Source organism: Methylosinus sp. R-45379 (assembly GCF_001644125.1).
Classification (GTDB): Bacteria; Pseudomonadota; Alphaproteobacteria; order Rhizobiales; family Beijerinckiaceae; genus Methylosinus.
In genome coordinates this window covers 131173-146369 of the sequence record NZ_LUUM01000113.1, presented here as the reverse complement: position 1 = coordinate 146369, position 15197 = coordinate 131173, and the positions used below count along the sequence as shown (strand labels likewise).

The window sequence follows — 15197 nt, the reverse complement described above, 5'->3', positions numbered from 1 at the left end:
TTCGGCTTCGCACCCGAGGCTGATCCCATGCTGCGAACCATTCTCGTGGCGCTGATCGTCTGCCTCGCCCTCGTCGGCGGGGCGGCGACTGCGCTGTATCTGTATAACCGCCCGACCGAGCTGCGGGTCGCTGTCGCCCAGGGTGCGCAGGACTACCGCCTGCTCACAGCGGCGGCGCAGGCCTTCTCGCATCAGCACGAGCCGGTGCGGCTGAAGGTCGTGCCGGTCGTCGATTCCGCCGCCGCAGCGGCCGCGCTCGAGCATGGCTCGGCCGATCTCGCAGTGGCGCGCAGCGACGCGCTGCCGCCCTCGGCGCAGGCCATCGTCGTCCTGCATCGCAACGCCGCGGTGCTGGTCGCGCCGGGCGGCTCCAAGATCAAGCGCGTCGCCGATCTGCGCGGCAAGAGAATCGGCGTCGTCCAGGAGATCGTCGGCGGGCATGGCAATGTCCGGCTGCTCGGGACAATCCTGGCTCAATATGACATTCCCGAGCAAGGCTTTACGACAGTCACGCTACAGCCGGGGGAGGTCGAGGCGGCGCTGCGGGCGCGCAAGGTGGACGCCGTCTTTCTGGTCGCCGTTCCGCAGATCGGCCCGGCGAGCGAGATCATCCACCAAATCGTCGCCGGGGCCGGCAAGCCGCCGGTCTTTCTCCCCGTGTCGGAAGCCCAGGCCATCGCCAAGCGCTATCCGACGCTCGAATCGACCGAGATCGTCCATGGCGCTTTCGGCGGCGACCCGCCCCGCCCGGACAAGGCGCTGGAGACCACCAGCGTCGCCGTCCTCCTCGTCGGGCGCGCGTCGATTCCGGCGACCGTCGCCGGCGAGGCGACGCGCCAGTTCCTGACCCATAGATCGACCATCGCCGCGCTCGCGCCGCTCGCCAATAATATCGAGGCCCCCTCCACCGACAAGGATGCGGCGGTCCCGGCGCATCAGGGCACGATCGACTTCATCGACGGCAACGAGCACGGATTTTTCGACAAATACAGCGACTTCTTCTATCTCGGCGCGATGCTCGCCTCGCTCTTGGGCTCCGCCGCGGCGGCGCTCGCCAGCCGCATGCGGACGAAAACGCATCAGCGCTCCGAGCAGCTGATCGAGCGCCTGCTCGAGATTCTGCCCGCCGCCCGCGCCGCCCAGGATGTCGCCGAGCTCGACAGCTATGAGCGCGAGCTCGACCAGGCGCTGGTCAGCTCCGTCGCGGATCTGCGCCTGCGCAATATGGACGGAACCGCGCTGCATGTGGTCTCGCTGGCGCTGGACCAGGCGCGGCTCGCGATCCAGGACCGCCGCCGCACGCTCTGCGAGGCGAAGGGCGCGGCCACGGTGACGCCGCTCAAAAATATCCGCATCGCAGAATAGGGTGGCGACTGTGCGCCAGCGCACAGTCTGGCCGGGCGACGCACGCATAATTCGACCGTGGCGCGGAGCTTTTCCCGCGCAAATCTTTTTTCACGATCGAATGGAGCGCGCGATGTTTCGACCCACGGGTCCTGGCAAGGTCGAAATCGACCAGAATTTCAGCGGCGCCGGCATGTTGAAGGCCCTGCTCTATAATTTCGACTTCGACGACTTCGACAAGCGCAAGTTTCGTCCGCTGAAGACGGAGCACCAGAAATTTCTGGCCGAGCGCGTCGTGCCGCTTCTCGAGCATAATCAAGGATTCGTCTGGATGACCGGCTCGGCGAGCCGCATCGGGACGAACGGCTGGAACATGGAGACCTCCATGGTCCGGGTGGGGACAGTCCAGGCCTATCTCCTCGATCACGGCGTCGATGCGAGCCAGATCGAGCCCAACGCCGTCGGCGAGGAAGAGGCCCAGGCTCACGCGCTGGACGACGATCGCGACCGCGCCGTGCGACTCTGGATCATGCCCAAGCTCAAAACCGATCCGAGGCCGCCGAAAAAAGTCCCGCCGCGACCCAAGCTCAGCCAGAAATTCCGGATCGCCATGGTGACCGCGATCTCCGCCGCCCATGCCTCCCGGCTTGCCAAATTCGCGCGGCTCAAGCTCGGCGGCGGCCCATTGGTCGATTTCGCCGTTTTCACCGTCTGGGACACGACCAACAACATCGCCTGCATGTACGTCTATGTCGGCCTCGGCCTCGGCGTCGGGCTTCCGTCCCTACCCTCGGGGTCCGTCACCACCCATGGCCCGTGGAATGATTTCACCACCGAAAAGCCGATGGCGGTGTGGCAGTTCGGCCGCTGGTCCCGTTTCACCACCGCGGGCGCCGGCAGCCATTCCGTCAATTGGATCACCATCGAGACCCCGAGAGGGATCGACAATGTCTATGAGCGGATCGAGACGGGCGTGACCTATGGCGTCGGAATGTCCTCGTCTATCGGGGATTTCATCCGGGCGACGCCGCCGGAACGCTTCTCCGGCCCCTGATGAGGCGGCTCCCTCCTCCAGCCTCGGGCGGGGCCGGCCTGCAGCGAGAGTCCGACGACCCTTGCCGCCACGCTTCCCATTCGCGCCGCGCTCCTGTATGAGATGCCGCACTGCAAAAAGCCGCGGTCCGCCTCGCGCCCCGAAAGGTGCGCCGGGCCGCGCTTCGCCCGCGAACCGATCGGCCCTACCCCATGAAGCTGCGTAACATCGCCATCATCGCCCACGTCGACCACGGCAAGACGACGCTCGTCGACCAGCTGCTCCGGCAATCGGGCGCCTTCCGCGAGAATCAACGGGTCGCCGAGCGGGTGATGGACAGCAACGATCTCGAGAAAGAGCGTGGCATCACCATCATGGCCAAGGCGACCTCCATCGCCTGGAAGGACACGCGCATCAATATCGTCGACACCCCCGGCCACGCCGATTTCGGCGGCGAGGTGGAGCGCATCCTCTCCATGGTGGACGGCGCCATCGTGCTGGTGGACGCGGCCGAAGGGCCGATGCCGCAGACCAAATTCGTCGTCGGCAAGGCGCTGAAGATCGGCCTTCGCCCGATCGTCGCGATCAACAAGGTCGACAAGCCGGACGCCCGCATCAGCGAGGTCGTCAATGAGGTGTTCGACCTCTTCGCCGCGCTGGACGCCACCGACGAGCAGCTCGACTTCCCGATCATCTACGGCTCCGCCAAGCAGGGCTGGATGGCGGAGGAGCCGACCGGTCCTCAGGACGGCATGGGGCCGCTGTTCGATCTCGTCATCAAGCATGTGCCGGAGCCCAAGATCGAAGAGGGCGGCTTCCGCATGCTCGGCACGCTGCTCGAGGCGAACCCCTATCTCGGCCGCATCGTCACCGGCCGCGTCTTCGCCGGCAGCGTGAAGCCCAATCAGGCGGTGAAGGTGCTCGACCGCACCGGCAAGGTCGTCGAGCAAGGCCGCGTCTCCAAGATTCTCGCCTTCCGCGGCATCGAGCGCCAGCCGATCGACGAGGCGGAGGCGGGCGACATCGTCGCCATCGCCGGCCTCGAGAAATATAACGTCGCCGACACGCTCTGCGCGCTCGAGGTGAACGAGCCATTGCAGGCGCAGCCGATCGATCCGCCGACGCTCTCCATGACCTTCCTCGTCAACGACTCGCCGCTGGCGGGAACGGAGGGCGACAAGGTCACGAGCCGCATGATCCGCGCCCGCCTGTTCAAGGAAGCCGAGGGCAATGTCGCGCTGCGCGTCGAAGATTCGCCCGGCGGCGAGAGCTTCATCGTCTCCGGCCGCGGCGAATTGCAGCTCTCCATTCTGATCGAGACCATGCGCCGCGAGGGTTTCGAGATCGGCGTCTCGCGTCCGAAGGTCGTGTTCCAGAAGGACGAGGACGGCGAGATTTTGGAGCCGATCGAGGAGGTCGTGATCGACGTCGACGAGGAGCATTCCGGCGTCGTCGTGCAGAAAATGTCCGAGCGCAAGGCCGAGATGATCGAGATGCGCCCCTCGGGCGGCAATCGCCTGCGTCTCGTGTTCCATGCGCCGACGCGCGGCCTCATCGGCTATCAGGGCGAATTGCTGACCGACACGCGCGGCACGGCGATCATGAACCGCCTGTTCCACTCCTATTCGCACCACAAGGGCGAGATCGTCGGCCGTCGCAATGGCGTGCTGATCTCCAATGAGCAGGGCGAGGCCGTCGCCTACGCCATGTGGAAGCTCGAGGATCGCGGTCCGATGATGATCGAGCCGGGCTGGAAGGTCTATCGCGGCATGATCGTCGGCGAGCATACGCGCGACAACGACCTCGAGATCAACGTCCTCAAGGGCAAGCAGCTCACCAACATCCGCGCCGCGGGCAAGGACGAGGCCGTGCGCCTCACCCCGCCGATCAAGATGACGCTGGAGAAGGCGCTGGCCTATATCGAGGACGACGAGCTGGTCGAGGTGACGCCGAAGTCGATCCGCCTGCGCAAGACCTATCTCGACCCCAATGAGCGCAAGCGCGCGCGCGGCAAATCGGCCGCGGTGGCGTAAAAACGCAATGTTCGGCGGCCGCGAAATCGAGATCATCGAGATTGCGCCGTCGGACGATGCGGCCGGCGTGCTTCCCGGCTCCGATTTCATCGACGCTTATAGCGTGTCGATCGGCCTCTCGGCCGCGCCGGACGCGCGCACGGCGGCGCTCCGAATGGTGTCGGATCGACCGGCGTGGATCGGCGCTCTGATGACGCTCCGCAATATCCTCGTCGCGCCCTTTGGCCTCGTGACCGACACTTCCGAGGCGCGCGATCGCGTGGGGATTTTTCCGGTCCTCGAGCAATCGGCCGATCGCATCGTCCTAGGGCTCGACGACAAGCATCTCGACTTCCGCGTCATCGTCGAGCTTCGCAAAACGAGCGTGGAATGCAGCGTCGTCGCGACCACGCTGGTGGCTACCCACAATCTGCTCGGCCGCGTCTATCTGGCCACGATCCTGCCTTTTCATCGCGTGATCGTCAAAGCCATGCTGGCGCGCGTTCCCTGACGCCGTGCGGATTCCGAACGCATATCTGATGCTATGCGGCCCGCCCACGCGAATATTCTCTTATTCTCTGCATCGCCGGCGTCGCGCGCCAGCGGCGGCTGACAGACCGGGTGTTCACGCCGCCAGCGGCATGCGGCAAGCGCTGAGCGCGCGCAAATATCCATCCATCCAATTGAAGGAATCATGCTTGCGCACGCGCGCGAGCAGCGCCGCGTGACGCTGTCGGCGTTCGGCGAGCGGCATCACGATCGCCCTCTGCATCGCATTCGCGACCTCGTCGGCGTCATACGGATTGACGATCAGCGCTTCCTGCAGCTCCTCCGCCGCGCCGGCGAAGCGCGACAGCACCAGCACGCCGGGGTTCTCGGCGTCCTGCGCGACGACATATTCCTTGGCGACGAGATTCATGCCGTCGCGCAGAGGCGTCACCAGCCCCACTTGTGAGCCGCGATAGAGCGCCGCCAAAGTGTCGCGGTCGACGCGGCGATGCAGATAGCGCACCGGCGTCCAATCGAAATCGCCGAACTGCCCGTTGATCTCGCCGGACAGCGCCTCCAGCTCATGACGTATGTCGGCATAGGCCTGCACATCCTCGCGCGTCGGCGGCGCGATCTGCATCAGCGTCACCGCCTTGCAATTCTGCGGATAGATTTCGAGCAGCCGCTTGAAGGAGCGCAAGCGATCCGGCAGGCCTTTGGTGTAATCCAGCCGATCGACGCCAATGACATTTATGCGCGGCTCGCCGGCGCGATGCAGGCGCTCGATGCGCTTCGCCGCGCTCGGGCTCTCGGCCATGGCGGCAAAAGAATCGACGTCTATGCCGACAGGGAAGACAGACGCCGTCACCGTCTTGCCGCCGACGCGCACGAGATCGGGCGTCAGCATCTCGCCCTGCATGAAGTCGCACATGAAGCGCAAGAAATTGGCTTGATCGGTCTTCGTCTGAAAGCCCACGAGATCATATTCGACGAGCGCCTTCATCAGCCATTCGTGCTCCGGCATGGCGCAGAGCACATCCGGCGGCGGAAACGGAATATGCAGGAAAAAGCCTATGCGATTGGAGACGCCACGCTCGCGCAACGCCGCGCCGAGCGGAATGAAATGATAATCATGCACCCAGACGAGATCATTGCTCTTCAGCATGGGCGCAAGCTTTTCCGCGAAACGATCATTGACGCGGCGATAGCCGTCGGTCGCCTCTTGCGTGAAGCGCGCGAGATCGAGCCTGTAATGATGCACCGGCCATAGCGCCGCATTGGCGAAGCCGAGATAATAATCGCGATAGTCGCGCTCGCTGAGCGGCATGGTGGCGAGCGTCAGCTCGTCGAATTTCACGCGGGATACGTCGATCTCCGCGTCATCGGCCACGATCTCGCCATTCCAGCCGAACCATAAGCCGCCGCGCTTGCGCAGAGCGTCGAGAATGCACACTGCGAGCCCGCCGGCGGCCTGGCTGCAGCCGGGGTCGGCGACGCGATTGGAGACGACGACCAGGCGTTTCATATGGCTTTCTCCCAAGAACGCGACAGCCTCATGGCGCAGTTGATGATACCGACCATGGAATAGGTCTGCGGATAGTTTCCCCAGGCTTCGCCGGTTTTGACGTCTATGTCCTCGGACATGATGCCGAGCCGATTGCGCTGAGCGAGCAGCGCCTCGAAATAGTCGCGCGCCTCCTCGCGCCGGCCCATGCGAGCGAGCGCGTCGATGCGCCAGAAGGAGCAGGTGGTGAAGGCGGTCGTCGGCTCGCCGAAATCATCGGCCGCCTCATAGCGCATCATATGCGCGCCGCGGCCGAGCGCAGATTCGATCTGCTCGAGCGTCGAGACCATGCGCGGATCATTGGGATCGATGAAGCCGACCTCCGTCATCAGCAGCACGCCGGCGTCGAGATGCTCGCCGTCGAACGATTCGACGAAGGCTTGGCGCTTCTGCGACCAGGCACGCTCGAGAATCACCTGCTTGATGCGCTCCGCCTCGATGCGCCAATCGCGCGCGCGCTCCGGCTCGCCGATGTAATCGGCGATGCGCGCGAGCCGATCCGCGGCCGCCCAGCACATGAGGCTCGACGTCGTATGGATGCGGGCGCGCGAGCGCAGCTCCCACATGCCGGCGTCGGGCTTGTCGTAGCAGGCGAGCGCCTGCCGGCCCATATCCTCGAGCCGCAGAAAATCCATGCGCGTCGGCGGCGACAACAGGCGCCGATCGAGAAAGGCCTGCGCGACGCCGAGTATCACATTGCCGTAGGAATCATGCTGAAAATGCTGATAGGCCTGATTGCCGACGCGCACCGGCCCCATGCCGCGATAGCCCGGAAGATTGGGGATGATGCGCTCGGTGAGCTCCGATTCGAGACCGAGCCCATAGACAGGCTGAATATGCGAGCCCGCCGCCGAGGCGACGACATTCATCAGCCAATCGAAGTAATTCTCCATCTTGCGCATCGCCGCCATGCGATTGAGCGCCCGCACGACGAAATAAGCGTCGCGCACCCAGCAATAGCGATAATCCCAATTGCGCTGCGTTCCCGGCGCCTCGGGAATGCTCGTCGTCAGCGCGGCGACGATGGCGCCCGTTCCTTCATAGGTGCAGAGCTTCAGCGTGATCGCGGCGCGCAGCACCGCGCTCTGCCATTCGAAGGGAATCGCCAGCCGATGCACCCAGCGGCGCCAATAGTCGCGCGTGCGCTCCTCGAAATTGCGCGCCGTATGCGCAATGCCCTCGTGCAATGTCTCGTCCGGACCGAGCACGAGATCGACAGGGCTGCTCAGATTGAACAGCGTCTCCTCGCGCACATAATCGAGCGGCGCATTGGTGGTGAGCCGCAGAACCGAATGCGGGCCGACATAACGAATGTGATGCGAGCCGAAGGTGAGGCTGGGAAGAGCCGCGCCATAATCGTAGCGCGGACGCAGCCGAATGCGAATGCGCGGCGTGCCGGATACCGGCGTCAGCCGACGGATCAGCATGTTGGGATGATAGAGACGATCGCGCCAGAAGAAGCGCGGCGCAAAATCAGTGACGCGCACCGAGCCCTGCTTGCCATGCAGCACAGTCTCGAGCACCGCCGTGTTGCCGCAATAATCCTGCTCGCTGTGAACGCGATCCTCGAGATCGATCGCGAAAAAGCCGCCATCCTCCATGTCCGGCGGCGAGCCGAGCAGGCTGTGGAACACGGGATCGCCGTCGAAACGCGGCAGACAGCACCACACCACGCTGGCGTCGCGATCGATCAGCGCGGCGAAGGAGCAATTTCCGACGACGCCAAGCTCGAGATCGCTGATCTTGCGTTCGTTCTGCTGCGCGTCGCTCATCTCGCGCGCTCCGCTTGCGACATGCGCGCGAGATCGGCGAGCCAGCGATGCAACTCGCGCAGATCGGCCGCTCTATAGCGCGCCAGAGTGGCGCTTCTCCCCACTTTGATGGAGAGGCCGCCGAGCGCGTTGACGGCGCCGAAGGCGACCTCATCGGTCACATCGTCGCCCGCGAAAATCGGCATGCGCCCGCGAAACGGCTCCTCCTTCAAAAAGGCCTCGATGACGTCTCCCTTGTCGGCCCCCTGCAGGCGAATCTCGAAAACCTTCTTTCCCGGCAGAATCTCGAGATCGGGACGCTCGCGCGTCGCGCGCTCGGCGACGCCGCGGCATTTCTCCTCGAGCTCCGGCCGAAGGCGATAATGCAGCGCGACCGCGCCCGTCTTGCGCTCCACGACAACGCCCTCCTCGCCATCGAGGCCTTGCGTGATCGTACGTATGACAGAGTCGAGATCGCCGCCGGCTTCAGCGGCGCCATGCATACGGCCGGCGGCGTCACGACGCTGCAATCCATGCACGCCGGCGACCGGCAGCCGCAGCGGGCTGAGAAGCGCGTCAATGACGGCGATGTCGCGGCCCGAGACGACAGCGAGTGCGTCGCCCGCCGTGCGCCGCAACGCATCGAGCAGCGCGATCGTGGCCGCCTCGACCCGCACAGCTTCCGGCCGCTCGGCGATTTCCGCGACTGTGCCGTCGAGATCGAGAAACAGCGCGAAACGACCGATATCGTCGACATTGGGCAACATTATTCGAGCGTCTCCCTCTGGCCGCATCTTGCCGCAGCGACCTCTCGTGCTCATGTCGAATGGTAGGAACGGCGACGTTCGCGCCGGCTCGCCCTCTCGCGAACGGCGTGTTCCCGCCTTCGCTTGTGAAACAACTATGGACGACTTCCACCTTTTCAATGACGATGTGCGACCATCACGACAGCAGAGCTCGCGTCTCTTCTCCGCGAGCTTCGCCGGTGGCGCGCCATCGTTCGGGACGAATGATATGCCGCCTGTCGAGCCGTTTCATGCGCCTTGGTTTCCCGCCGATGAAGAGATCGCGGCGAAACTCTTGTCGCAGCCAGGCGACGCCGAGCGGGGCGCCCGCGTCGAGCCGCTCGCGCGGCGCCTGCTCGCCGCCATGCGCGCGCCGAAAGGCATGGGCAATGTAGAAAAGCTGCTGCAGGAATATTCGCTATCGACGCGCGAAGGGCTCGCGCTCATGGCGCTCGCCGAATCGCTGCTTCGCGTGCCCGACGATTCCACTCTCGATCTTCTCATAGCCGACAAGCTCGCCGCCGGCGCCTTCGATCGCCATGCGCCAGCTTCCGATGCGCTGCTCGTGCAAGCCGCCGCCTTCGCGCTCGGATTGTCGACCAAGATTTTCGCCACAGAAGAGACTCCGCGCGGACTCGTCGCGCAAGCGGCGCGGCGTCTCGGCATGCCCGCGCTGCGCGGCGCCGCGCGGCAGGCGATGAAGCTGATGGGCGGTCATTTCGTGCTCGGCCAGACGATCGACGAGGCGCTCGCGCGTGCGTCCGCCGATGAGCGCTGGCGCTATTCTTTCGACATGCTCGGCGAAGGCGCGCGCAGCGTCGCGGACGCCGAGCGCTATTTTGCAGCCTATGCGGCGGCGATCGACGCCATAGGCGCAAAGGCCGGCGCGCGCACGCTTCCACAGCGGCCGGGCGTCTCCGTCAAGCTCTCCGCGCTGCATCCGCGCTTCGAACCCTTGTCGCGCGCGCGCGTGCTGCGCGAGCTGGCGCCGCGGCTGCTAGAGCTCGCGCGCCTCGCCCGCAGTCACGATCTCGTCTTCACCATCGACGCCGAAGAGGCGGATCGTCTCGAACTGTCGCTCGACGTCATAGACGCCGTCGTCGCCGATTCGTCGCTCGCCGACTGGGACGGATTCGGCCTCGCGATTCAAGCCTATCAGAAGCGCGCCGCCGCGGTGATCGACCATATAGAGGCGCTCGCGCAAGCGCATGATCGGCGCTTCATGGTCCGCCTCGTCAAAGGCGCCTATTGGGATACGGAAATCAAGCGCGCGCAGGAGCGCGGCCTCGCCGACTATCCTGTCTTCACGCGCAAGGCGATGACGGATTTGAATTACATCGCCTGCGCTGATCGTCTGCTCGCCGCGCCGCGCATATTCCCGCAATTCGCGACACATAACGCCGCCACAGTGGCGACGATCGTGGAGCGCGCGGGCGATCCCGCGCAATATGAGTTCCAACGTCTGCATGGAATGGGCGAAGAACTGTTCGGCGCGTTGCTCGAAGAGCAGAGGAACTCTAGCTGCCGCGTCTACGCGCCGGTCGGCCCGCACCGCGATCTCCTCGCCTATCTCGTCCGGCGCCTCATCGAGAATGGCGCCAATTCATCCTTCATCGCGCGCGCCGCCGACTCCGCAACGCCGGAGAGCGAATTGCTCGCCTCCCCCGGCGCGATCATCGCCGACGCCTCGCGCGCGCGCCATTCGCGCTTGCCGCTCCCGGCCGATCTCTATCGGCCCCTGCGCGCGAATTCCAAAGGCGTCGAATTCGGCGACCGTGACGCGCTCGCTGCATTGCTCGCCGAGAGAGACGCGGCGCCCGCCATTCTGACCGCTGCGCCATCATCGGGGCGCACCGGCCTCGCCCCGCACGAATTACGTTCACCTACCGATTCTTCGCTCATCGGCTCCGTCGTCGAAGCCGATGTCGAAACGGCGCGCGCCGCAATGGCGATAGCTTCACGCGCCTTTCCCGCATGGGAGGCGACGCCTGTAGAAGCGCGCGCCGCCATTCTCGAGCGCGCCGCCGATCTCGTCGAGGCGCACAGCGGCCCTCTCATCGCATTGCTGCAACGAGAGGGCGGCAAAACGCTCGACGATGCGCTCGCGGAAATACGTGAGGCCGCCGATCTCAGCCGCTATTATGCGGAACAGGCCCGGCGGCTCTGCGCGGAAGAGAATCTTCCCGGTCCGACCGGCGAAGACAATCGCCTGCGCCGGCGTGGGCGCGGCAATTTCGTCTGCATCTCGCCATGGAATTTTCCATTGGCGATTTTTCTCGGCCAAGTCGCCGCTGCGCTCGCGGCGGGCAATAGCGCCATCGCCAAGCCCGCGGAGCAGACGCCGCTCGTCGCGCGCGAGGCCGTCGCGCTTCTGCATGAAGCGGGCGTCCCGCGCGACGCTCTTCATTATATGCCGGGCGACGGCGCACTCGGCGCAGCGCTCGTGGCGGATGAGCATGTCGCCGGTGTCGTCTTCACCGGCTCGAGCGAAGCCGCGCATTCCATCAACCGAACGCTCGCGGCGTCGAATGGGCCGATCGTTCCGCTCATTGCCGAGACCGGCGGCGTCAACGCGATGATCGTCGATTCGACAGCTCTGCTCGAGCAAGTGGTCGACGACGTGCTCGCCTCGGCGTTTCGTTCCGCAGGCCAGCGATGCTCGGCTCTGCGCCTCCTCTGCCTGCAGGCGGATATCGCCGAGGACGCGCTCGCCATGCTGATCGGCGCAACAAAGGAGCTGCGCATCGGCGACCCGCGCGATCCTTCCACACACATCGGCCCCGTCATCGATAGCGCGGCGCAAGCGCGGCTTTGCGACTATCTGGTGCAGCGCCGCGCGCAAGGGCGCGTGCTCTACGCCGGCGAGGCGCCGCAGAGCGGCAGCTTCGTCGCGCCGCATATCGTAAAGCTCGATCGCGCCGGCGATCTGCGCGAGGAGATTTTCGGCCCCGTCCTCCATATTGCGACTTGGCGCGCAGAGGATGAAAAGGATCTGTCGACTCTCATCGATGAAATTTCCGCGAATGGATTCGGCCTCACAATGGGTCTGCACACGCGCATAGAGGCGCGCATGCGCATGTTCGCGGAGGCGACGCCCGCCGGCAATCTCTATGTCAATCGCAACATGATCGCAGCGGTCGTCGGCAGCCAGCCTTTCGGCGGATCGCGCATGAGCGGCACCGGGCCGAAGGCCGGCGGCCCCGACTATCTGCGCCGCTTCCTGCGTGAGGAGACGGTGACGATCAACACCGCCTCCTTCGGCGGCGACGCGCGGCTGTTGGCGATGAAGGAGTGACGCAAAAGAGGCTCCGCCCGCGTTCTCGGTCTTGAAACGCCGCGCGCCCGCCAAATATACGCTTCTATCGCGTCCGGGAGGCTCGGGACCGATGCGTCACTGGATTCCTTCGCTCGATTTCGCGCTCGGCGAAACCGCCGACATGTTGCGTGACCAGGTCGAATCTTTCGCCGCGCGAGAGATCGCGCCGCGCGCCGCGACGATCGATCGCGAGAATGACTTCCCTCCCGATCTCTGGCTCAAGATGGGCGCGCTCGGCCTGCTCGGCGTCACCGTCGAGGAGGAATATGGCGGCGTCGGGCTCGGCTATCTCGAGCATGTCGTCATTATGGAGGAGCTGAGCCGCGCCTCCGCTTCCGTCGGCCTCTCCTATGGCGCGCATTCCAATCTCTGCGTCAATCAGCTGCGCCGCAACGGCACATGCGAGCAGAAGCGGCGCTATTTGCCCAAGCTCGTTTCCGGCGAGCACATCGGCGCCCTCGCCATGTCCGAGCCGGACGCCGGCTCCGATGTGGTCAATATGTCGATGCGCGCGGAAAAGCGCGGCGACCGCTATGTGCTGAATGGCGATAAGATGTGGGTGACGAATGGACCCAACGCCGATATCGTCATCGTCTATGGCAAGACCGAACCCGCCGCCGGCGCGCATGGCATTACCGCTTTTATCATAGAAAAGGGCTTCAAAGGCTTCACGCCGGCACAAAAGCTCGACAAGCTCGGCATGCGCGGCTCCAACACCTGCGAATTGCTGTTCAGCGATTGCGAGGTTCCCGAGGAGAATGTGCTCGGCCTGCCGGAGCGGGGCGTAAATGTGCTGATGAGCGGGCTCGATTACGAGCGCGCCGTTCTTGCCGGCGGCCCCATCGGAATCATGCGCGCCTGCATGGATATCGTCGTGCCCTATGTCCACGATCGCAAGCAGTTCGGCCAGCCGATCGGCGAGTTCCAAATCATGCAGGCCAAGCTCGCCGATATGTATACGGCGCAAAATGCGGCGCGCGCCTATGTCTATGCCGTCGCGCGCGCCTGTGACCGCGGCCGCACGACGCGCAAGGACGCCGCAGGCGCCATTCTCTTCGCAGCGGAAAGCGCGACGCGCATGGCGCTCGAAGCCATCCAATGCCTCGGCGGCAATGGCTATATCAATGATTATCCGACCGGCCGGCTGCTACGCGACGCCAAGCTCTATGAGATCGGCGCCGGCACCAGCGAGATTCGTCGCATGCTGATCGGCCGTGAGCTTTACAGCGAAACTGCGTGACGGTCGCGGCGAGCTGCCGCGACGAAAGAATTGGCCAAGAGAGAATTTGGCAATGACAGTTCTGGAGACGAGCTTGGATACGAGCTCTGCGCAATTCGCGGCCAATGCGCGGGCGATGCGCGGCCTCGTCGCCGATCTGCGCGCAACGGCTGCGCGCATCGCCGAAGGCGGCGGCGCCGCGGCGCGCGAGAAGCATGTCGCCCGCGGCAAGATGACGGCGCGCGAGCGCATAGACGCGCTCATCGATCCCATGTCGCCTTTTCTCGAGATCGGCCAATTCGCAGCTTATGATCTCTATGACGGCGAGGCGCCTTGCGCCGGCGTCGTTGCCGGCGTCGGACGCATCTGCGGCCGCGCCTGCATGATCCTCGCCAATGATGCGACCGTGAAGGGCGGCGCCTATTTTCCGCTGACGGTGAAGAAGCATTTGCGCGCGCAAGAGATTGCCGCGCAGAGCCGCCTGCCGTGCCTTTATCTCGTCGATAGCGGCGGCGCCAATCTTCCGCGTCAAGACGAGGTGTTTCCCGATCGCGATCACTTCGGCCGCATTTTCTATAATCAGGCGCAAATGTCCGCTGCGGGCATAGCGCAGATCGCGGTCGTCATGGGCTCTTGCACGGCCGGCGGTGCCTATGTGCCCGCCATGTCGGACGAGTCCATCATCGTGCGCGATACCGGCACGATTTTTCTCGCCGGGCCGCCGCTGGTGCGCGCCGCGACAGGCGAGATCGTCACGGCGGAAGAATTGGGCGGCGCCACAGTACATGCGCGCAGCTCCGGCGTCGTCGATCATTATGCGGAGAATGACGGCCATGCGCTCGGCATCGCGCGTGACATCGTCGCGACGCTCGGCGCGGCGCCGCCGCCCTCATTGCACAAGCGCGAGGCGCGCGAGCCGCTCTATGATCCGATGGAGATCTATGGTCTGGTTCCGACCGATCGCCGCCGCCAATATGACGCGCGCGAGCTGATCGCGCGGCTCGTCGATGCGAGCGATTTCGACGAGTTCAAGAAGCTCTATGGTGAGACGCTCGTCGCCGGCTTCGCGCATATTTGCGGCTATCGCATCGGCGTGCTCGCGAATAATGGCGTCCTGTTCGGCGAAAGCGCGCTCAAAGGCGCGCATTTCATCGAGCTCTGCGCGCACCGCGGGATTCCCTTGCTGTTTCTGCAGAATGTCACCGGCTTTATGGTCGGTCGTGATTATGAGGCGCGCGGCATCGCCAAGGATGGCGCAAAAATGGTGACGGCGGTGGCGACCGCCGCCGTGCCGAAATTCACCGTCGTCGTCGGCGGCAGCTTCGGCGCCGGCAATTATGCGATGTGCGGCCGCGCCTATGGTCCGCGCTTCTTGTGGAGCTGGCCCAATGCGCGCATTTCCGTGATGGGCGGAGAGCAGGCGGCCGATGTTCTCTCCCGCGTGCGCGGCGACAGCTACGCCGCCAAAGGCCGCGATTGGCCGCAAGCCGACCATGACGCCTATCAGGCGCAAATCCGCGCGCAATATGAGCGGCAAGGCCATCCCTATTATGCGAGCGCGCGTCTTTGGGACGACGGCGTCATCGACCCGGCGGATACGCGCCGCGTGCTTGCGCTCTCTCTCGCCACGGCGTCCAATGCGCCCCTCGAGGCGACGCGCTTCGGTGTGTTCCGCATGTGAGGC

The 15197-nt window shown here is 64.9% G+C and carries 10 protein-coding genes; 7 read left to right on the top strand and 3 right to left on the bottom strand.

Translation table 11 applies throughout. From position 1 onward, the window contains the following. The first annotated feature begins 27 nt into the window (after window positions 1–27). The 4 genes from A1351_RS06365 (at window position 28) to A1351_RS06350 (ending at window position 4900) form a co-directional block, all read left to right on the top strand. The gene (locus A1351_RS06365) at window positions 28–1365 is read left to right on the top strand and encodes a TAXI family TRAP transporter solute-binding subunit (protein ID WP_245291589.1); all 1338 of its coding nucleotides are present in this window, start codon (window positions 28–30) and stop codon (window positions 1363–1365) included. A gap of 112 nt (window positions 1366–1477) precedes the next feature. Continuing rightward, the gene (locus tag A1351_RS06360) at window positions 1478–2398 is read left to right on the top strand and encodes an OmpA family protein (protein ID WP_026599570.1); all 921 of its coding nucleotides are present in this window, start codon (window positions 1478–1480) and stop codon (window positions 2396–2398) included. Window positions 2399–2589: 191 nt separating this feature from the next. Next, a complete protein-coding gene (gene typA / locus A1351_RS06355) occupies window positions 2590–4410 on the top strand; it encodes a translational GTPase TypA (RefSeq protein ID WP_024881364.1) in 1821 nt (606 codons plus the stop codon). Between the two features lie 7 nt (window positions 4411–4417). After that, entirely contained in the window at window positions 4418–4900 is a 483-nt protein-coding gene (locus A1351_RS06350) for a DUF2867 domain-containing protein (protein ID WP_036291232.1), read from the top strand. 114 nt (window positions 4901–5014) lie between these two features. Here A1351_RS06350 and otsA read toward each other — a convergent pair whose 3' ends face one another. From otsA to otsB, 3 genes are read right to left on the bottom strand one after another with little or no spacing between them, the layout of a single operon-like run. Then, entirely contained in the window at window positions 5015–6403 is a 1389-nt protein-coding gene (gene otsA, locus A1351_RS06345; protein ID WP_024881366.1) for an alpha,alpha-trehalose-phosphate synthase (UDP-forming), read from the bottom strand. Further along, complete coding sequence (locus A1351_RS06340) at window positions 6400–8214, bottom strand: glycoside hydrolase family 15 protein (protein WP_024881367.1); 1815 nt, start codon at window positions 8212–8214, stop codon at window positions 6400–6402. Before A1351_RS06340 ends, otsA begins: the two co-directional genes overlap by 4 nt. Further along, the gene (otsB, locus tag A1351_RS06335) at window positions 8211–8960 is read right to left on the bottom strand and encodes a trehalose-phosphatase (protein ID WP_024881368.1); all 750 of its coding nucleotides are present in this window, start codon (window positions 8958–8960) and stop codon (window positions 8211–8213) included. Before otsB ends, A1351_RS06340 begins: the two co-directional genes overlap by 4 nt. A gap of 247 nt (window positions 8961–9207) precedes the next feature. On the opposite strand from otsB, the gene putA reads away from it, so the two are divergent. The 3 genes from putA to A1351_RS06320 all read left to right on the top strand — a co-directional run bounded on the left by putA (window position 9208) and on the right by A1351_RS06320 (window position 15194). Then, a complete protein-coding gene (gene putA / locus A1351_RS06330) occupies window positions 9208–12273 on the top strand; it encodes a bifunctional proline dehydrogenase/L-glutamate gamma-semialdehyde dehydrogenase PutA (protein WP_064032547.1) in 3066 nt (1021 codons plus the stop codon). Between the two features lie 91 nt (window positions 12274–12364). After that, a complete protein-coding gene (locus tag A1351_RS06325) occupies window positions 12365–13534 on the top strand; it encodes an isovaleryl-CoA dehydrogenase (RefSeq protein WP_024881370.1) in 1170 nt (389 codons plus the stop codon). Between the two features lie 52 nt (window positions 13535–13586). After that, window positions 13587–15194 (top strand): carboxyl transferase domain-containing protein, encoded by a 1608-nt coding sequence (locus tag A1351_RS06320; protein ID WP_024881371.1) that lies wholly within the window; start codon window positions 13587–13589, stop codon window positions 15192–15194. The last annotated feature ends 3 nt before the right edge of the window (window positions 15195–15197 follow it).